This window comes from Curtobacterium sp. YR515 (assembly GCF_900113095.1).
Taxonomy (GTDB): domain Bacteria; phylum Actinomycetota; class Actinomycetes; order Actinomycetales; family Microbacteriaceae; genus Curtobacterium.
Window position 1 is genome coordinate 388,958 of sequence record NZ_FOOD01000005.1, and the last position, 19,613, is coordinate 408,570.

At 66.3% G+C, this 19,613-nt stretch carries 9 protein-coding genes; 4 read left to right on the forward strand and 5 right to left on the reverse strand.

All coding sequences use genetic code 11. The annotated features are described in order from the left end of the window. The first annotated feature begins 78 nt into the window (after window positions 1-78). The 4 genes from BM028_RS16035 (at window position 79) to BM028_RS16050 (ending at window position 4,224) form a co-directional block, all read left to right on the forward strand. Complete coding sequence (locus tag BM028_RS16035; protein ID WP_092387750.1) at window positions 79-726, forward strand: NUDIX hydrolase; 648 nt, start codon at window positions 79-81, stop codon at window positions 724-726. Between the two features lie 138 nt (window positions 727-864). After that, window positions 865-1,752 carry a MurR/RpiR family transcriptional regulator gene (locus tag BM028_RS16040; protein ID WP_175496099.1) on the forward strand — a complete coding sequence of 296 codons (888 nt, stop codon included), beginning with the start codon at window positions 865-867 and terminating at the stop codon, window positions 1,750-1,752. Between the two features lie 10 nt (window positions 1,753-1,762). Further along, the gene (gene murQ, locus BM028_RS16045) at window positions 1,763-2,677 is read left to right on the forward strand and encodes an N-acetylmuramic acid 6-phosphate etherase (RefSeq protein ID WP_092387754.1); all 915 of its coding nucleotides are present in this window, start codon (window positions 1,763-1,765) and stop codon (window positions 2,675-2,677) included. A gap of 41 nt (window positions 2,678-2,718) precedes the next feature. Next, window positions 2,719-4,224 (forward strand): PTS transporter subunit EIIC, encoded by a 1,506-nt coding sequence (locus tag BM028_RS16050; protein ID WP_092387756.1) that lies wholly within the window; start codon window positions 2,719-2,721, stop codon window positions 4,222-4,224. Here the strand turns inward: BM028_RS16050 and BM028_RS16055 are convergent. The 5 genes from BM028_RS16055 to pglW all read right to left on the reverse strand — a co-directional run bounded on the left by BM028_RS16055 (window position 4,190) and on the right by pglW (window position 19,233). Next, window positions 4,190-4,369 (reverse strand): hypothetical protein, encoded by a 180-nt coding sequence (locus tag BM028_RS16055; RefSeq protein ID WP_092387758.1) that lies wholly within the window; start codon window positions 4,367-4,369, stop codon window positions 4,190-4,192. The genes BM028_RS16050 and BM028_RS16055 overlap by 35 nt on opposite strands. Window positions 4,370-5,187: 818 nt before the next feature. After that, on the reverse strand, window positions 5,188-7,821 hold the full coding sequence (pglZ, locus tag BM028_RS16060; protein WP_139219843.1) for a BREX-2 system phosphatase PglZ: 2,634 nt from the start codon (window positions 7,819-7,821) through the stop codon (window positions 5,188-5,190). Window positions 7,822-7,850: 29 nt separating this feature from the next. Further along, window positions 7,851-11,522: a BREX-2 system ATPase PglY family protein gene (locus tag BM028_RS16065; protein ID WP_092387762.1), complete on the reverse strand. Its 3,672-nt coding sequence runs from the start codon at window positions 11,520-11,522 to the stop codon at window positions 7,851-7,853. Continuing rightward, complete coding sequence (gene pglX, locus BM028_RS16070; RefSeq protein WP_092387764.1) at window positions 11,519-15,100, reverse strand: BREX-2 system adenine-specific DNA-methyltransferase PglX; 3,582 nt, start codon at window positions 15,098-15,100, stop codon at window positions 11,519-11,521. The genes BM028_RS16065 and pglX overlap by 4 nt, the downstream gene beginning before the upstream one ends. Beyond that, complete coding sequence (gene pglW / locus BM028_RS16075) at window positions 15,097-19,233, reverse strand: BREX system serine/threonine kinase PglW (protein ID WP_092387766.1); 4,137 nt, start codon at window positions 19,231-19,233, stop codon at window positions 15,097-15,099. The genes pglX and pglW overlap by 4 nt, the downstream gene beginning before the upstream one ends. Window positions 19,234-19,613: the final 380 nt, after the last annotated feature.

Here is a 19,613-nt window from a genome sequence, read left to right on the forward strand (position 1 = left end):
TCAGGTTTGCGCGGAATTGCGTAAACCCGAGTCTGCACGATCGTCGCAGTTTGCGCAAGTGTGCGTAAACTCACTGCCATGGCGAACCAGTACCGCGACGCGAGCGGCAAGCGGCTGACCGACTACCCGCGGCCGTCCGTCGCCGTCGACACCGCGGTGTTGACGGTGCCGACCGGGGGTGGTCTCTCCGTCCTGCAGGTGTGCGACGCGACCGACGGCGACTGGCGGCTGCCGGGGACGTTCGTGCACGAGGGCGAGCGGCTGGCCTCGGCGGCCCTGCGCTCGCTGTCGGACAAGGCCGGCGTGACGGGGCTGGCGCCGACGCAGCTGCACGTGTTCGACGACCCCGCGCGGGACGACCGGGGATGGGTGCTGTCGGTGGCGCACCTCGACGTGGTGCCCTTCGCCGCACTGTCGTCGCTGAACCCGTCACAGGCGCGGCTGGTCTCGGTCGACACCGCGACGGGGATGGTGCACGGGCACGACGACATCGTGGCGTTCGCGGTGGCATCCTTGCGGGCGTCGTACGCTGCGGCGCCCGATCCGCGAGGCCTCCTTGCCGAGCCGTTCACGATGTCGGAACTGCGGCACGTGCACGAGGCCGTCCGTGGCGAGCGGCTCCTGCCCGACTCGTTCCGCCGGGCGATGTTGCCGCTGCTCGTCGACACGGGGTCTCGCGCTGCCGCGGGCCCGGGCAAGCCGGCGACCCGGTACCGACGCGCCTGAGGCCGCCTGCTTGGTGAGCAGAAAGTGTCGGGTCCGAGGCGCCGACCCGACACTTTCTGCTCACGCAACGCGCCGACGAAACACGAAAGTAACTTGCAGCACTGGCGAGTGTCGGTGCAATGCGCTTTCATGGAGCGCATGACGATCGCTGACCGTACCGACCGCGCCGACGCGTTCGCCCTCGTCCGGACCCAGTCCGGTGCGATGCCGACGAGCATGCGCGCGATCGCCGACGCCGTCCTCGACGACCCCGGCACCGCGGCCACCACGAGCGCCGCCGAACTCGCCGACCGCGCCGGGGTGTCCCCCGCGACCGTCTCCCGCTTCGCCCAGCACCTCGGGTTCGCGAACTTCGCCGCACTCCAGCGCAGCATGACCCGCGCTGTCGAGCGGGGCATCCACGAGCGGCGCGAGACCGAGATCCACGCGGGCGTCAGCGTCGACGACGACGTCACCACCGTCATCGCGAAGGTCACCGAGGACGTCCGCGCCGTGATGAGCGACACCCGCGCCACGCTCGACCCGTTCACCCTCGAAGCCGCCGCGGTCCGCATCAGCGAGGCCCGGCGGGTCGTCCTGTACGGCGTCGGCGCGAGCGGCATCGTCGCCCGCGACCTCCACCTCAAGCTCGAACGCATCGGCATCGCGAGCTCGATCGCGGACGACCCGCACAACGCCCTGACCCTCGCGAGCGTCCTCGGCCCGAAGGACGTCCTCGTCATCACGAGCCACTCCGGCACCACGGTCGAGGCGCTCGAGGTCGCCACCGAGGCCAAGATGCAGGAGGCCACCGTCGTCGCGATCACGGGCCACGCCACCTCGCCGCTGACCCACCACACCGACCACGTCCTGCTGGGCGTCGCCGGCGCCGAGAGCGACCTCCGCCCCGCCGCGATGGGCAGCCGGATGAGCCAGCTCGCCATCGTCGACGCCCTGTTCATCGTCGTCGCCCAGCGCACCGACGAACGCTCCCGCCCGCTCCTCGCACGCAGCCGCCACGCGGTCCGCACGCACCACCGTTCCTGAATCGAGCACCATGCACCACCACGACGACCTCCGCGAGGAGCTGCAGCACCTCGCGACCGAGGCCACCGACTCGTCCCTCGACGACATCGACCTCGTCTCCACCCTCGAGGCTGCCCAGCGCATGAACGCGCTCGACCGCAGCGTGCCCGCGGCACTCGAGCCGTGCCTCCCGGCCATCGCCCTCGCCGCCGACTCGATCGCCGCAGCGTTCTCGCGCGGCGGCCGCCTGATCTACGTCGGTGCCGGCACGCCGGGCCGGCTCGGCGTCCTCGACGCCAGCGAGTGCCCGCCCACCTTCGGCACCGACCCCTCGCAGGTCGTCGGCGTCATCGCCGGCGGTTCCGTCGCCCTCACCACCGCCGTCGAGGGCGCCGAGGACGACGAAGCAGCCGCCGTCCGCGACCTCGACTCGCTCGGCCTGACGGCCGACGACGTGGTCGTCGGCATCAGCGCGTCCGGCAGGACGCCCTACGTCATCGCGGCCATCCTGGAGGCGCGGCGCAGGTCCGCCCTGTCCGTCTCCGTCGCGTGCAACCCCGACTCGGCCGCGGGGCGGGAAGCCGACATCGCCATCGACGTGGTCGTCGGTCCCGAGTTCATCGCCGGGTCCACCCGCCTGAAGGCGGGGACCGCGCAGAAGCTCGTGCTCAACATGCTCACCACGCTGGCGATGGTGCGCAGCAACAAGACGTACGGCAACCGGATGGTCGACGTGCGTGCGACGAACGAGAAGCTCGTCGCGCGGTCGTTCTCGCTCGTGCAGGACGTGACCGGGGCTGCTCCGGCCGAGGTTGCGGCTGCCCTCGATGCCGCGGACGGCGAGGTGAAGACGGCCATCGCGATGATCCTCACCGTGTCGCCGGCGTCCGTCGTCCGATCTCGGCTCGCTGCTGCTGACGGTTCCTTGCGCGCCGTCCTTTCCTGATTTCTCCAGTTCGTCCTTCCTTCCCCCGAGGAGCACCATCAATGACCGATGCACAGCAACTCGCACAACAGATCCTCGACACCGTCGGTGGGTCCTCGAACATCGCCGACGTAGAGAACTGCATGACCCGGCTGCGGGTCGAGGTGGCTTCTCCTTCCTCTGTTGATCTGTCGGCGCTCCAGGCCACCGAGGGCGTCATGGCAGCGATCGCGGCCGGCTCGAACCTGCAGATCGTGCTCGGGCCGGGGTTGGTGGACCGGGTTGCTGATTCGCTCGAGTCGTTGCGTGCTGCTCCTGTTCCGGGTGCGTCCTCGGCTTCGGTGTCGCCCGAGGAGCTGGCGGCGCGGGGCGCGTCGATCAAGGCATCCGCCCGTGCCCGTTCCGACGGCCGCACCATGCGTGCCATCCGTCGCATCTCGGCCATCTTCATCCCACTCATCCCCGCGCTGATCGCCTGCGGGCTCATCGCCGGGATCAACGGCATCCTGACGAACCTCGGGTGGCTGCCCGGGGTGACGCCGTTCCTCGGCGTGCTGTCCTCTGGGTTCCTGTCCCTGCTCGCCGTGTTCGTCGGGATGAACGCCGCGAAGGAGTTCGGCGGGACGCCCATCCTCGGTGGGGCCGTCGGCGGCATCATCGTCGCGGCCGGGGTCGCGAACGTCACCGTGTTCGGTGAGACGCTCGCGCCCGGACAGGGCGGTGTGCTCGGAGCGCTGGCGGGCGGCATCCTCGCCGCGTACGTCGAGCGGTTCATGCGGAAGGTCACGCCCGACGTCATCGCGCTCATCGTCGTGCCGACCGTCACCGTGCTCGTTGCCGGCTCCGTGACGCTCGGCATCCTGATGTCCGTCGCCGGCGTCGTCTCCGTCGCCATCGGCACCGCGGCGACCTGGCTGCTCGCGAACGGCGGGGCCTTCGCCGGGTTCATCCTCGGCGGGCTCTTCCTGCCGCTCGTCATGACCGGGATGCACCAGGGGCTCATCCCGATCCACGCCACGCTCATCGAGCAGACCGGGTGGACCGTGCTGCTCCCCGTGCTGGCGATGGGTGGCGCCGGGCAGATCGGTGCGTGCATCGCGCTGTGGGTGCGGTTCCGGTCGAACGCCTCGCTCGTGCGGACGATCCGTGGGGCGCTGCCGGCTGGGTTCCTCGGTGTGGGCGAGCCGCTGATCTACGGTGTGACGCTCCCCCTCGGGCGGCCGTTCATCACGGCGTGCATCGGTGGGGCGTTCGGGGGCGGGGTGGTCGGGTTGTTCGATCAGCTCGGGCACTCCGTGGGGGCGATCGCCATCGGGGCCTCGGACCTGTCGCTCATCCCGCTGTTGAACGGCTCGTCCGGGTACGGGTGGGCGCTGCTCGGGTACGGGTCGGGGCTCGTGGTGGCGTACGTCGTGGGGTTCGTGGCGACGATGTTCTTTGGCGTGTCGGACTCGGTGCGGGCTGATCTGGAGGAGCAGTCGGACGTGACGCCCGGCGATCCCGTCGCTCTGGATGTGCCGCTCGACGTGCGAGTCACGCCGACGGATTCCGTCGAGGCTGTCCGCTGATGCGGTCGAGCCTCTGACGGTCAATCTCAATGTCGCAGACTTGGCACGCCCAGCCGTCGCGCTCGAGCACGAGCACGAGCACGAGCACGAGCACGAGCACGAGCACGAGCACGAGGGTACGGTTCTTCTGGAACTGTGGCGTCACCTCCCTCGATCGTGACTGATACCTAAACCGATGCCTCGAAGCGGCGTCGCCTCGAGCTCACTCGCATTGCGAGCACCCGCATCCGCCCGGTCGGCCGGATTGATCGATGATGGTTCTTCTGCAGTCTTCATGATTGCGCGCGAAGTAAGCCGAGATCTCTCACCACTCGCCGCTGACGTGAGCGACAAGTCGCTCGTCGTGACTAAACGATCATGACGCGCGGAGCACGTTCGCGCGCACGTCGTCGGCCTGCACCTCGTCCAACTTCCAGCGCTCATGCTTGGGCCGCTCCGGGTACTTCGCGCGCAAGTACTTCCGCACGATCTGCCCCGGTCGGAACCCGTTCGTGTAGCCGAGCTCGACCGCCAGCTGCCGCGGTGTAGGTCCTCATCAGTCGCTCTCCTTCGCTATCGTCCGAGTAGCCGTCCAAGCCAGCTGGGCCGCGTCGTGGTCTCGGTGCGCGCTCCAGGCGCCGATACGCGGACACCGGTCGTGCCGACACAGCGGTGCGGGCTTCCTCGGCCGTGTCGGACAGAGCCCAATCCAGGTTTCCTCGGGTTCTTGGCGACAGGTCTGAACGTGATCGCGCATGTCATGCTTGGCTCTCGCCGCCCTCGAACGCCTCGTCGACCAGCCGTCGCCGTTGAAACTGATTCGCTCGAGGACCCTCTCGATAGCGGCCCTGAGCTGCGCTTGTGCTGCAGGGCTGGGTCCGTCATTGACCAATCGCCGGCCATCGCATCGGCGTATGCGAGTGTGCTCGACAGTGCGGCCCCCGGAGTCAAGTGGCGACCGTTCTCGATCCACTACAACGACGCCTACTTCAGATTGAACTGTTCGCGCAGCAGCTCGCGGTTGAGGACGATCGTGACCTCGTCGGCATCGGTGGTCACGGTGTCGTATCCGTCGACGTTTAGCAGTCGCCGGAGCACCGTGAGCGTGAGGTCGAGAGCAGCCGGTGCGAGCTGAAGCCTCGCGGCGAGCACGTCTCGGTGGGCACGACCGTCACGTTCGTCGATGAGATCGACAGCGCTGGCGACCAGGGCATCATCGAGCGGGTGTCGGCCCAGCCGCTTGCGCTGCTCGATGTACAGCTCTGACGCGAGCAACATATCGCTCAGTCGATCGGATGCCAGGGGTTTCTTGTCGCTCAACTCGTCGACGGCAACCTCGAACATCGGCACGACATCGGCATGCTTTGCTGACCCTCTCGTTGGCATGGCGACTGGGGTGTTTGGCACCGAAAGATCTGCGGATGCCTCAGCCGGCACCCGCTCGTACCACCAGTCGGGCGTCTGGGGCGGCGCATCGTGCCATCCCTTCGGCGCTCTCGCACCTGCAGGCCGGAAGACCACGATCGGCACGGTGAGTTCCGCAAGCGCGGCCCCTCCGTGGTATCCGGCGGCTTTGAACGTGTAGCGGAGCCGTTCGGCTCGCGCGAGCACCGCTGAGCCGCCGGGCGCAAGCACCCTGGCTCCCGACACGAGTACCTCGTCGATGGCCGGGGCTCCGGTCGCCGTGCGCCACCGTGCTCCACCGCTGTCGTTCGCGCGGTACTCACCGCCGCGTTCGATGACGTGTCCGTGGTCGGAGGTGAGTACGACGGTTCGTCCAGCAGCGGCAGCCGCAGCGAGCAAGGGTGCAAGGTTCGCGACACGATTCAGCGTCCAACGTGTCGAGTCGGGGTCCGCTTTCGCGAGGTCGTCATCGATGGTGTTGAGCACCACGCCGACGACCCTGACTCCCGCCGTCGAGATAGCGGTCTCGACGTCGCCTGGCAACAGTGCGCCCGCCGACGAGCGCAGGTCGTCCTTGTGGAAGAGAACCCCTCCGGTCAGTTTCGCGAACGCAGTCTTCTCCGTGCTCTGGTTTCCGTCGGTGAGCCTGCCGGCGAAGAGCGACGAGCGCGAGTACCGAGTGACGCTCGGTAGCGTCGCGAGCGCTGGCGCACGCTTCGTGAGGTCGTTTGGGAGGACTTCCACCCAGCGGAGTGACCCGACTTCGTCGGCGAGCTCAGTGGCGACTGCCGCCGACATTCCATCGAGCACGATGAGCAGCACGCGCTCGCGCGCAAGCGGTTCGACGACCTTGGCCAGCACCGACTCGATCGGCATGATATCGATTGGCACGTCACCGGTAAGCACAGCTGCTGCGGCAGCCTCCTCGGCTTCGCGCCGTTCTCCGACCCGCGCGGCGAGCGACCGATACGCGCTTGCCAAAGTGGTGCGAGCCGAGCCGTTCCAGATAACGCTGAGGGCGCGATCCGCCCAGGCTGAGTCGTGCAGATAGGTGGTTGCTCCCTCCCCGAAGGATGACGGAAGCGCTGACGGTTCGGACGCGAGCCATCGCGTGAGTCGGGTCGCCATCTCTGCCCCGAGCAACTCGCCAGCATCATGCGTCGCGAGCAGGTGCGAGCGCACTTGGACAAGCGCGTCGTCGACTGCGCTCGTACGGGTTTCGGGTGCGTCAGTGGCTGCTGCTTCGATTGCCGCTGCGAGTTGCTCGTACCGACGTTCGAGTCCCGCGGGTAGTACCGACGAGTCGGCCGCGCCGCCGGTCCAATCGAGGTCAGCGAAGATCGCCTCGGCCTGGCGAAGTACGTCAATGAGGTGCACGTCGGCGGCTGCTTCACGGCGCAGAATGATGGCCCGGGCAGCTTCACCGAGCAGTCGCACGTCAGTCTCGGCAGCCCTACCGCCGAGGAAGCGTTCGTCGAAACGCACTCGCACGGTCACGTCTGCCTGACCGTTCCACAACAAGTCGGCGACGAGCGCCACGGCGAGCGTCGAGAACGACTTTGAACGCGCCTTCGACTCCGCTGCGAGAGCGGCGCCGCCGCCCACGTGGCGTTTGGTGCCGGCAAGCACGCCGGCGAGTTCGTCTGCCTTGTAATCGTTCAAGCGCGCAACGGTTTGCGGTTCGTCGATGTGCTCGAGCACGGCAAGCAGGTCGACCTCATCGGCGCTGTTAACACCGATGAGATCGGCAAGGATCGCCCTGATGACGTGGTCGCCGCTGAGGGTGCCCCCGCGCGCGACGGGCCACCCCGCCGAACGCTGGCGGGTCAGCAGGAACGGCGGTAGCCAACTGCCGAGCTCCCGGACGCTGCGGTCGACGACGGGGTCGCTGACCTTGAACAACCCGGGTACGAGCTCCCAGGCGTCGACAGACTGCACGGCGTGCCGCTCCGCGCGCAGCCGCACGGCGCTACCGATCTGCTGGTCGTCAAGGTGGGTGAGTACAACGATCGGCTCGCCAATGTACTGGTGCATGGCGTCGAGCACGGCTAGCTGTGAGATGCCGTTGATGATGTGCACGTGCTCGTCACCGACGGTCAGCGAAGAGGGCCCGCTCCACGTCGGGTTGGCGCGAAGCAGCAGCATGTTGGCACGTCGTTTGCCGTCGTCACGCCACTGCCGAAGCCTGCCCCGCAGGGTAGCCTCATCGAGCACAGGTGCCCAGGATGCTTCGCCGGCCAAGGTCACTCTACCCACCAGTCGATGCGCACGTGATTGTTCGGATTCGCGCCGAGTGCTTCCTCGAGCGCCTTTCGCAGACTCGAGATCGTGGAGTCAAGTTCGCCAGGGGCCGCTGACGTTGACCCGCTCGTCGGCCCGTCAGGAGGAGTAGGGCCGGGCGGCATCGGCGCCGGCCGCGTCGGCGCATGACGATTCGGCAGGGTCTGCCTGGGCACATTGATGACCGCATCACGTGCGACGCGCGCGGCCTCGGTCAGTCGCGGAACGAGCTGTGCGATGGCCTCGTTGGAAGCGGCGGCGTGCTGAAGTGTCGCGATGGCATCGTCGACCTCTGCGCGACCCAGCGTCGCCGCTTTCGCGATGAAGTCCCAGCCCGCTCCCTCGAGCGCCCGAGAGACAGCATCTGCGTTCGCGATCGACTTGCCCACCACGTCTGCCGAGTCGACGAGAGTCGTGTCGGCGAGCCGGATCATCGCAAGCCTCGGTTCGTTCTCCTTCGCCAGCAACCCGAGCAGCTCTGACGCGTTGCGTGCGGTCGCGAGCCGCCCGGTGACTGCCGTCGTGTCGATCCCAAGTTGCTCCGCGTGCGCCTCGAGCTGCGAGACGAGGTTCGCAGCTCCGGGACTCTTCGCCGCCGCCGCGGCGACGATCGCCGCGCCGAGCCGCCGCACCGCGCCTGAGTTGCGGTACGTCTCCGCCCTGATACCGAGCAGCGGTGCAATGACCGAATTCGCCCGCGTCCACGAATCTTCATCGGGCAGATTTGCGGCTCGAAGCACGAGGTCATCCGTGACCGAACCGACTGTTGGTCGGTCAATGGCGACCGACCCGCGTACCCATTCGCGATCGGCGACGATCGACCAGCCGAGCAGCACCGTGTCTTCGAGATCGCGCGACATGCCCCAGGGCTCGAGCCGCGCGCGCAGGGCGCCTGCCCGAAGTGCAGCGCCGAGTTCGGCCTCCCAGCGCGTAAAATCGTCGCGCCATCCGAACTGAGCGAGCTGAGCGGTGAAGATGTTCTCGTTGCGCACGCCGAACTTCAACGGCACGGCGATGGCAGAAGCGACTCGTTTCTGGGTCGGGTTCAGTGACTGCAGACGTCCAGAATGCTCGGCTGTCTCGGCAAGCAGCGTCAGCGTCTCGTCGAGCTCCCGGCGCTTGACCTCCACATTGCCAAGATCGGGGTGGTTCGGGTACGCGTTCTTCCACGCCTGATCAAGGACACCGGTGAGCCCGCCCGCGAGCGTACCGGTGACCGGCGGTTGAAGGGTGAGGCCATGCACGAGCGAGGTGAACGTCTCGCTCGGCAGGAGCTGCTCGTCGACGTCGGCGGCGTCGGGCGCAGACACTCCGTACGCCCTCAGCAGTGCGCGACCGAACGATTCGCGCAGATTGCTGCGGTTGTTCTCGAGCGCCTGCCTTGCGGCGGGACGGTCGCTCACGGGCAGGTGATCGGCGTACTGGTCGAAGCGGTTCTCGGTGAGCAGATACTCGAGCACGACGAGCCGCCCGAGGTCGCTCTGCCTCGGCGCCGTCAGGAAATTAGGCAGCCACGCGATGGTGTCGGCGATGATGCCCTTCTCGCGAAGCTCGGTGATCCGCGCAAGGTCGTCGCGCGGACCAGTTTGCCCGTCGGCGGCGTAGGGGAAGTCGATGAAGACCTTCCACTCCCCTTCGCCGGTCTCGAAGTCGTAATCCTTGAAGTCGTTGCTGCCGCTATGGATGTTGCCGAACCAGATCGACGCGGTGCGCTTTTGTCCGCGCCACACGTGCGGGAATGGGGTGCCTTGGCCGAGCATCCCGACCGTGGCGCCGAGTCCGAGACCCTCGAGCACAAGCTTGCGTACGAGCGCGCGGCGCGCGGGCTGGCTGTCTTCGCCGCGCACGCGGTCGAGGATCGAGTCGTAGTCGACGCCCGAGAGCTGCACTGAGATGACGGGGTCGACGCCCTCACCGACGTGGATCTCGCCGAACTCTTCAGCCCACTTGCGCACGAGCCCGAGCGTCTGAGCAGTCTCCGCTCCCGGCACGAACGCGGAGACGGAGCCGAAGTTCAGCGAGTGCAGCTTCGAGGCCGTGAGGTTTTTCAACGAAGCTGCGCCGGGGGCGAGCGCCCCGACGAGGAGCGTCTTGGCGAGCCGGTCTTCGTTGCGGAACGGGTGGCTTCGCGGCAACCCCGCGGCGGCTTCCTCACTGAGCGCATGCTTATTAAGCAGGTATGGGCGAAGCTTCTCGACGTAGAACGTCGTCGAGATTGAGAAATGCTGCTGCATCGTGTCATCCAGCGGCTTAAGCGTCCCGAGCGCGACCGGCTCGTAGAGGTCGCCGACCGGAATGACGTCGCCGGCGGTCAGCTCACCGCGACCGTCGACGAGCAGCTCACCCATGAGCTTGAGTGCTGTGCGCTCGCGCTGCATGAGATTCGAGAGGGCGACCATCGCGTCGACGAGCGCGGGCGAGAACGGATACACGCTCGAGAACTCGGCTTCGCCCGAGGATGCCTCGTCAGCGAGGAGGTTGTTCCAAGCGGTGTTGTCATTTCGCACGCGGGCGAGCGCCGACTTGAGCGTGTCGTCGGCGTCCTGATCGACTGGCTGCAGCAGTCGCTGCTTGACGATCTTCGGCAGGTCGGCCGCGCGCAACTGGATCTTGTCGAAGCGGTCGTCCCAGTAATTGAAGGTCTGCTGCTGCGCTTCACGCTCAACCCCGAGCGTGCTGCTGCCGAGGAACTGCGCGAGGTCGCGCTGCCTGGCGACGAACGAGATGAAGGGCACGGGAACGCTACCGATTCCGGTCTCGACAAGCTTGGCGACCTTGGAGATCTCGCCCTGCACGAACTCCTGGTTGGAGATGTGCTGGCCGAGCCAGAGCACGAGTTCGTCGAGGAATAGCACAACACCGTCATAGCCGAGGCTCTGAGCGTGGTTGCTGATGGTCTTCAGACCCGTCGAGATGTCGACCCAGGCGCCGGCGTTCGTGTAGCCCTTGAACAGGGTCGAAGTGAGGTCGCCCACGAGTCGGTCGCGGTCGGCGCTGCCGGTGGGCTGGGCGATCGCGGCGTCAAAGGATGCCGGATTCCATCCGGCCGTCAGCGCACCCCACCCACCGCCTGTGCTGCCGGTCGAGATTGCCGCGAAGAACTGGTCGTCGCCGAAGGTTGCGCGCTGCTGCTTGGCGTCTTCGAGGAGCTGGTCGCTGACATGCAGGAATGGCAGAGGTGATTCCGGATGCTTCGCCGCGACGGCGTCGAGGTAGCCCGAGAACAGTGCCGACTCGAAGCTCTTCGCGCCGATCAGGTGGTAGTCGACGGCGAAGAATCGCTTCTCGAGCACGTCGAGGTGCTTACTCACCACCGGGCCGATGCCCGGCACCTCCCGCGCGGGCAGATGCTGGGTGAGGAGCAGGTGCAGCACGGCCATGAAGTGCGACTTACCGGCACCGAATGAGCCGTGGATGTATGTGCCGCGCGAGGTGCGGTTCGTCACCGCATGCTCGACGAGGCCGAGTGCCTCGTCGAACGCCTCGGCAATGGCCTGGGTGACTACGTAGTCGGCGAGAGTCCGGTCTGCTGCGGCGACGCCGTCGTGCAGTTTGAGCACGAAGTCGGCGGAGTCGATGCGCGTCGGAATCGTGATGAGATCACGAAGCGGCGTGGTGAGCGACAGGGCGGTCATTTGGTGCCTTTCGAGGCGGCGCGGCCACGGGTCGATGCGGGCGGTTGCCAAGCGGTGACGGCGTCGCGCGAGAGTCGGAGTTGGGTGAGCAATTGGTCCGTGAGGCCGCTGATTGCTCCCGCCGGACTCACGCCGAGGTTCGCGTCGGGTTCAGCATGCCACTGATCCAGCCATGGCTGCAGCTCGATCAGACCGCTGATGAGCGGCGCGAGCTCATCGGATATCGCGCCGGCGGCGAGCATCTCCATGGGAAGGCGCGCGAGTGCCTGGGCGCGGTCGGCGTGGTTCCATCCGGCCCAGCCGTACAAGGGGCTCTGGTCATTGGCACGGCGTGTGCCGGGGTACGAGATGAAGCGTTCCTTTGGCACATCGAGCTTCCCGCGTGCCTTCCAGTACGTGGCCTTGCGGAAGTCACCTTGCCCGTACTTCGGCGGCACCGGCACCTCGACGCGCTCGCCGTGATCTTCGGCACGCTGCAGATCCCATGCGTGTTCCCATGCCCGAAATTTCTCGAGCCCGCTCGGCTTGTAGCGAAGTGCGGCGAGGTAGGGCACGGACTCGTCGTCGAGCAGTTTGGCGATGACCGTGCGCAGATCGGCGTCGGCGCCGTGCGCAAGCGACGCGAGCTCCGCGAACCAGGCGTCGGACTTCACCAGATCTGCGAGCTCGTTGACTGAGCGGGTCACCGGGCGGCCGTTCACGTCAGTCCAGAGCGCCGGCGACTCCATGTGGTCGAGCATTGCGTCACGGAGTGCGTCGGCAAGCTGGTCGTCCCACGACCGTGTGGCCCAGCGCCGCTTGAACTCGGGCCGCTCGAGCAGTCGGATGCTCGGGTTCGACTCGGTCGCCTCGAGCCGACGCTCGACGATGGCGCGGTAGTCATCGGGCCACTCGGCGGGAAAATCGGTGATCGGGGTGGAGCTGTGACGCTCGAACCACGCGGTCTGCTCCTCGCTAGCTGCAACCTTGCGGGCGAGCACGATCTCGAAAGTCCGTTGGCCAAGTCGAAGCCGGTCGAGCTCGCCTCGATACGTTAGTTCCTCATCGATTAGCCCATATGAGTGGTACACCTCCCAGTCGAGTTCTTCCTGCAGGAACACCATGTGCTCGCGCAACGCGTCCCACGACGCACACGCAATTTCAAGCGAAGTCGACAGTGCCGAATCTCTGGCTTCGATGACCGACGCGGGAGTTACGTCGAAAATCTGTCGTGCGCTGGCGTCGAGCGCGGCTCCCGATTCAAGGGGAAGCCGGGCCGGAAGGGGAAGCTCCTGGAGCTTCGTTCCGGTAAACTCAAAGAAGCGTTCCCACTCCTGATCTGCGATGCCGCCACCGATGCCGCCATTGCCCTTGTCGTGGCTGACCTGCTTCAGCCAGAAACACGCTGTGGAACTGTTGAGCAAGCCGAGCAGTTCGAGGTGCTGCCCCTCCGTCGCACCCTCCGGGAGCTTGATCACCGGCGCCGACTGCTTGAATACTTTCCCACCCCGGTCCAGCACGAAGTGGTTATGCGTCGCAACAAACGCAAAAGTGATCGCAAGACTGGTCCTCGCAGCCCACCGAGTGAATTGCATGTACTCGGTCCAGCGCAAGCCCGCGTCCGCCATCAAGCCTTGGAATGTCGACCTATTTGCGAGAGAGGCCCGCCACGGCCAAAGCACCCTGTCAAGCGACTCTGAAGGGCGAAGGGCATCGTCGTATGGAAAGAGGATCAGATCGCTTCCGCGATCTTCGTAATCCCGAACTCCATCGCCGACCACGAATTCACGAATCGACTCAGAGACGCTCGCTTCGAATGCCAGGCGCCTTGGCCGCATGAATGCTTCATCGGCCCCAGCCCGGATCGATCCGCCGATGGTCTCACCAAGGCGCGCCGCCAGACGGCCAACGCTGACGGCCTCTAGCTGCTCGAACACTGCTGATGCACCTCCACCGCTGAGCGACCAGGGATGCTGTGCATACCCAGTACGGGAGAGTTCGACGACTGTGACATAGTCGCCATTGAAATACTCATCCGCAAAGTGACTAACGATCTCGCTCCACACGAGACCCTGCGCGGGGTCACTCGGCTGTCCAGGTTCTCCACGCACTCCAAGTACCGAACGCACGGTATCCGCTAAGGGCTTCCGCCGCCGCCCAACCAGAATCACGGTCGGCGTACCGTGGCCAGGAATGTATGCACCCGACGTGTCGATGACCGCAGTCAAGTCAACCGGGCTCGCCGAGTCCTTGCCCGACAGGAACTGCTCGATGAGCTTCTTGCCGAACTCGCGCTTCATGAACGAGTTCGACGTAATCTGCCCGACGAATCCGGCACCTGTAGTCGCATCCGACCGCTTCGCAAGTTCGAAGAACAATTCCATGAATGGCACCGAGAGCGCGTACTGACGGTGGCACGTCTTATAGAGCTGCCGGTACTGCTTGTTCAACACCGGGTCCTTCACCGTGATGTACGGCGGGTTCCCCACGACGACGTGGTACTGGTTCTGCTGCAAGATGCCATGGTAGGCCGCGAGATCCTCAACCGAGTACTCGAACGCGTCCGCATCCTCACCGTCGAAGAGCTGCACGCTCGACGCCTGCGAGCCGAGCAGCGAGTCGCCGATCGCGAGCTGTAGGTGGTAAGCGGGCGCGGCGACGAGTGTACGGTCTCCGGCCGCTCGCAGAGCCGCGACAGTGAGCCGGAGCCGCGCGATCGCGACCGCGAACGGGTTGAGGTCGACCCCGTGCACCGACGCGAGAGCCCTCGCGACGCGCTCGCGCACATCCATCGCGGGGGCCTCGATCGCCCACGCTTCCACAAGTCGGCCGAACGCGCCGAGCAGAAAGTGCCCCGACCCGCACGTCGGGTCGATGAGCTTCAGGCCCTCGAGCCCGAACTCGGCAATCGCCGGGGTGAGCGTCTGATCGAGGATGAACTCCTCGACGAACATCGGTGTCTGCAGCAGCGCATACTGCTTCTTCGCGAACTCCGACAGGTCTTGGTAGAGATCGCCAAGGAACCGGGTATCGAGCCCCGGGTCGGTGAAGTCGCGCAAGAGTGTGCCGCCGGCATCCACCGCGCGCCAGAACCCGAGCAGCTGGTCGGCGGCCTCGCCCGAAATCGGCGCCGTCCACACTGGGGAGTGTGCCGGATCGACGAGCGCGCGCCCCGCCGGCAGCGACGCCAGTGCTGAGAACGCGTGCTTGAGCCAGTCCGGACCTGCCGCAGTCGGGTTCGCTGTGAAGTACGCCGACTGGTGCTCGACCGCACGCTCCAGCCGGTCACCGGGGCCTGCGAGCCAGGGCAGTGCTACCCGGGCCCCGTTGGCCGACACCCCTTCGAGTAAATCGTTGTCCTCAGCGAACCGTATGAACACCGTCGCGAGAATCCACGCCACCGCGGCTTGGGCGACCTGCCCGTTGCGCCAGTCGATCCACGGCAGGCCGGTGCGTTTGCGCGCCGTAGCGTCTGCATGCTCAACGCGGAGGGCTGCGCCCCACTCGTTCGTCACATCATCGGCGCGCGCCGTCAGGTCGGCCTCGAGCAGCTTGAGCTGCCCCCTGAGGTCGGCGAGGAGCTGGGCGGAGTCGATCACTTCGTCACCTTCGTGAGTTGCGTTGGCAGCACCGCTGCCAGATTCGTGGGGAGTTCGATCCAACGATCAGCACCGAACGGCATCGACACACCGTCGAGGTCAGGCACTGCGGCGGCCGAACGTTGCGGAAGGAGGAACCAACGTGCGCCGGCACGGGCGGTTGTCAGGTCCATCGCGCGCCCAATGAGGTCGACGAGCCCTAAGTGAGCGAGCACTGCCGGGGCGGTGAAGAGCACCGGTCCAGTGCGATCCTCGAGTTCAGCCCACGCCTCGGTGACCGCCCGTTTCGCCAGCTCCTGCAGGTTGCGTCGGTCGACAGCGCCCGCCGACGGTGCGTCCGCGCCGACCACCACAGCCCATGAAGCACCGAGCTGCGCCGCGGCCTCATGCAGTTGTTCGACCACGAGCGCCGCCAGGTCGACAACCTCGACGCCGAATCGAGCGCTGAGCGTCACCGCAGCCGCGTCGTAGTGCGACCACGCCGTCGTGAGCGCTAGGGCGCTGCGCTCCTGCACTGACCCGGCGAGGGCGCGCGCCAATTGGTCGTTCGGGAGAGAGCCCTGCATCGTCGTCATCGATCGCGTCGAGGCGCCGAACGTCGACCCCTCGCGCACCGCGTACCGCCCGGAGTTCCACTCTAGATGTGGATGCGTCCGGTGAATGATCTCATCGAGTGCAGGCCGGGCCGGGATCATCGCGATACGCCTGAACCGTCCGCGCACACGGCGCTCGATGCTGTCGATCGAGAGCTCGCGTACGGCGACTCCGGCAAGTGTCACCTCGATAGCGCGGGCGGGCGTGAGATCCACCGCATACACCTCGTCAAGACTCGACTTCGCACCGGTCATCGACGCCCTAACGGCGAGCTCGAGCAGTCGGTTATCTGACAGCGACACCTGGTCGGGAACGAGTCGTCGAAGTCGTTCACGCACAACTGCGGCAGGGGAAACATCCTGGATACGCAGGAGCTTGTCGACCTCATCACCGAGCTGCCGCCCCATCGCAAGCAACTGCTCCGACGACGGCCCGTCAGCGTTTCCGAGGATGGCGAGCAACACGGGAACCCGGTCATCACGCGGTCGCCGCTTGTCGAGCCGTGGGGTCTCCGCCGCGGCATCTAGCTCGATGACGGCCCGCACGAGCCCACGTGCGTGTCGGCGACGCTCATCGCCGACCTTGGACGAGCCGTAGTCCATCAGCAATTGGTCGACCACCTCATCGAGCGTTGCCACGTGCCCGGCGTCGCTGACGATCTGCACGACGTCGTTGACCGCGATCTGCAGGAGCTCACTGTCCTTGAGCCAACGACGCACCGCCTCGGACACCAGACGCGACACTGCCGCCACTTGCAGGCCGAGACGATCAGCGATCGAAGTTAGCGTCGGCCATGCCACGCCACCCGGCGTCTCGTCTTCGCCGAGCAGGAGGCGAAGCACTTCGATTAGTTTCGAATTCTCGGCCGTACGGTGCTGCGGAATGAGCTTCGACCGGAACTGCTCGATCGACTGCCGGCCCGGTTGCGTCTCGGCGGCCGCGGGACTCGAACCCGCAGCCAGCCTGGACCGCCATTCGCGCACCCGGCGCTGCACCTCCTTGCGGTGCAATTCGCCGAGGCCACGGATTTGGTTGATTTGCATCGGCGGGACGCCGAGGAGCTCCCCTACAGTCGACACCCTAAGTCGGCTCAGGCCCGAGAGGGCCCTTGCGCTCAGCCCAGATGCAGTGAGCGGCGTGTCCAGGGCGGCCGCAGCGGCCTCTGCATCGAGTTGCTCGGTCGCCGAATCATCCTGAACGACCAGGTCAAGCGGTGTGAAGACGCCCTGCCAGGCAGCCTCGAACTGCTCGAGGGTCTCGAAGCGGTCACACGCCACCGGAGCGAGCGCTCGGGTGAAGAACTCGGTGAGCGCCGCCGCCACTGACTCCTCGAACTGGCTCGCTTGCACGACCGCCGCCTCGTCGGGACGCTCTGGTGCATTGCCGCCGGGCCAGAACGGCGGTACCCCGGCCGACATCTCGAACAAGGTCGCCGCCACCGAGAAGAGCTCCGCCGCCCGGTCGAATTCGCGCCGCCCTCGCTGATCGAGATACGGGTCGAGATACGGGCGGGAACCCGACTTCGTGTGTGTGAGCGGCTCGCGAGCAAGCGAGAGATCGAACAGCGTCAGCCGCGGCTTACGGGTGCCCGGGTCAGGCGCGATCGCCAGATTCGCGGGCTTGATGTCGCGATGGAAGATGCCCCTCGAGTCGAGGTACCGCACCGCTTCCAGGAGGTCGCGCCCGTAGTTCTCAAGCTGCTCGAGCGTCGAGCGGCCCTCGGTCTGCAGCCGTGCCGCGAGCGTCTCCGCGCCGGCATCGCTCAGCAAGAGCGCCACCCGGCCGCCCACCTCGAGCGGGCCATCGAGGAGTCTCACGACGCGCGGGTGATCGAGGCCACGAATAACCTCTGACTCGACCGCGAGGCGCGCCGCGGCATCCTCATCTCGTGCGAGCTTCAGAATCACGCTTTCACGGCCCGAGTCGTAGTCATCCACGAGCAGGGCGATACCTGTCGTGCCCGAACCGCGCCGCGCCTTGATCTCGAAACGCTCGCCAACTATCTCTCCCGCCGATGCATCCAACGGGTCGATATCGACGGCGACCGGCTCACCCCTGCCCGCGTAACTGCGGAACGCGTCCTCGAACAGCGCGAGCAACGCGCCGACATCGGCCGGGCGATGAGCCTCATCGAACGCCGTCGCTTCGCGGACGACCTTCGCGAACACCTCAGGAAGATCCGGCTGCACCGCGATCGGATCAAGCGACGATGCCGACTGGTACAGCTCGTGCAAGTTCTTGCCGCTTTCAGCGGGGTCGCGATCCGTCAAGATGCGGTACGCCAGTGCGCCAAGACTGTAGATATCGAGCGCGATCGGCGATGGCTCGCCCAGGTACTGCACCACCTCAGGCGCGAGGTATCCCCACTGCGCCTCGCTGATCGCCTCGGGGATGTTGTTTGTGCCGAGCAACGTACGCGACAGCGTCGAGCCCTCGCTCGTGCGCTGCCCGGCGAACCAGTCGCGAACCGCGACCGTTGCGCCTTTCTTCTTGCTCGCGCGTACGGTAACGCGCAGCGGCGAAAGCGCCCGGTGCATCACGCGCCGCGAATGTGCTGCCTTGATGACCTCAGCGATCGTGCGGATCAGCGCCACCCGGTCCTCGAGCGAAAGTGTTGCGGCGTGCTCGGAGAGGTAGTCGGTAAGGGGCTGCTCTCGTTCGTCGTATGCAAAGACCAGCGCCGGGCCCACCTCGGAATCGACGTAGTCGAGCGGACGGGTGATTCCAGGGTGCGAGATGCCATTCGTCAGACGGTACTCGCGGAGCGCGTGACGTTGAATGTCTGACGCCATCTCCTTCGATGCGCCGCGCGGTACCTTGAACACGCGGATGCGTCGGCGATCTTTTGTGATCGGGTGCGTCGCGAGGAGGTCCGTCCACTCCTCGTCCTCCCCCAGCGGGTCAGCGTCGGCGAGGTCGTAGTCGCCGACCTTGCGGGTCTTTGGGGTCGGCTTAAGGTCGGCCGCAGCGATCACGGCTCGAACATGCTTGGCCTTCGACTCGTTGACCAGGTCACTGGCGTGCGTTGCCGGCGTCGCCAGGAACTTCGAGAAGGGCAGGCCCTCGCCCTTGAGGCTCACACTGTAGCCGTCAAGTGTGGTCAGCGCTTCCATCTTGCCCTGCACCACGACGTTGGAGTTTGCGCCGTGCAGCACCATGACTGATCGCACGAACGGCAGCTTGAACCCGGCAGCCTGCTTCATCGTCACGCCCTGCAACAGCCCGGACAGTCGCTTCGCCTTGTTGTTATTCGCGACGGGCGGGTTGCCCATGTCCTTACCGTTTTGGAACCAACGGTTCGGTTTGACGAGCACCGTGCCATGCCAGCCCTTGAGCTCTACGACGAACAGGCCATTCTTCGTCAGCAACAGCACGTCGACCTCGTTGAATCCGCCCTGGTTGTCAACGAACGTGACGTTCACCCACCCCGTGGTGATGCCGTCGTCGGGCAGCAGGTTTCGCAGCTTGTTGAGCGCAGCCTGCTCAGCCGGCGACGCAGCCGGACCCATGACGATCCAGTTCGGGGAGTCTGCCTTCATCGAGTCGACTCCAAGGCGCACGGAACACCGTTCAGCGGCAGCGCAACGGCAACATTCATTTGGATCCTCGGCACAAGTTACTCGCCAGGTGGGTTGGGGTTGGGGTTGGGGTTGGGGTTGGGGTTGGGGTTGGGGTTGGGGGCTTACTCATTATTGTTTCAGAGTCCACAGACAACGCGGGGACGGTGGCGGCTGGGCGCGTCCCACGTTCGGGGTGCTTCGCTCAGGATATGAGGTCCTTCTCCGTGACGAACGATTGTCCACCCGCCTCGTCCTTCCAGTAGACGAGGGACGGGGAGATCGGGGAGGCCGGGCCGGTGAACGGCGCCGGCGCATCAAGCGCGGACGGAGTCGCTCGAGCGGACCAGATGACCGAATGG

Excerpts from the sequence above, each read along its gene's own strand:
- BM028_RS16035 (WP_092387750.1), top strand. The coding sequence starts at position 79 with ATGGCGAACCAGTACCGCGACGCGAGCGGCAAGCGGCTGACCGACTAC.
- BM028_RS16040 (WP_175496099.1), top strand. The coding sequence starts at position 865 with ATGACGATCGCTGACCGTACCGACCGCGCCGACGCGTTCGCCCTCGTC.
- murQ (WP_092387754.1), top strand. The coding sequence starts at position 1,763 with ATGCACCACCACGACGACCTCCGCGAGGAGCTGCAGCACCTCGCGACC.
- BM028_RS16050 (WP_092387756.1), top strand. The coding sequence starts at position 2,719 with ATGACCGATGCACAGCAACTCGCACAACAGATCCTCGACACCGTCGGT.
- BM028_RS16065 (WP_092387762.1), bottom strand. The coding sequence starts at position 11,522 with ATGACCGCCCTGTCGCTCACCACGCCGCTTCGTGATCTCATCACGATT.
- pglW (WP_092387766.1), bottom strand. The coding sequence starts at position 19,233 with ATGAAGGCAGACTCCCCGAACTGGATCGTCATGGGTCCGGCTGCGTCG.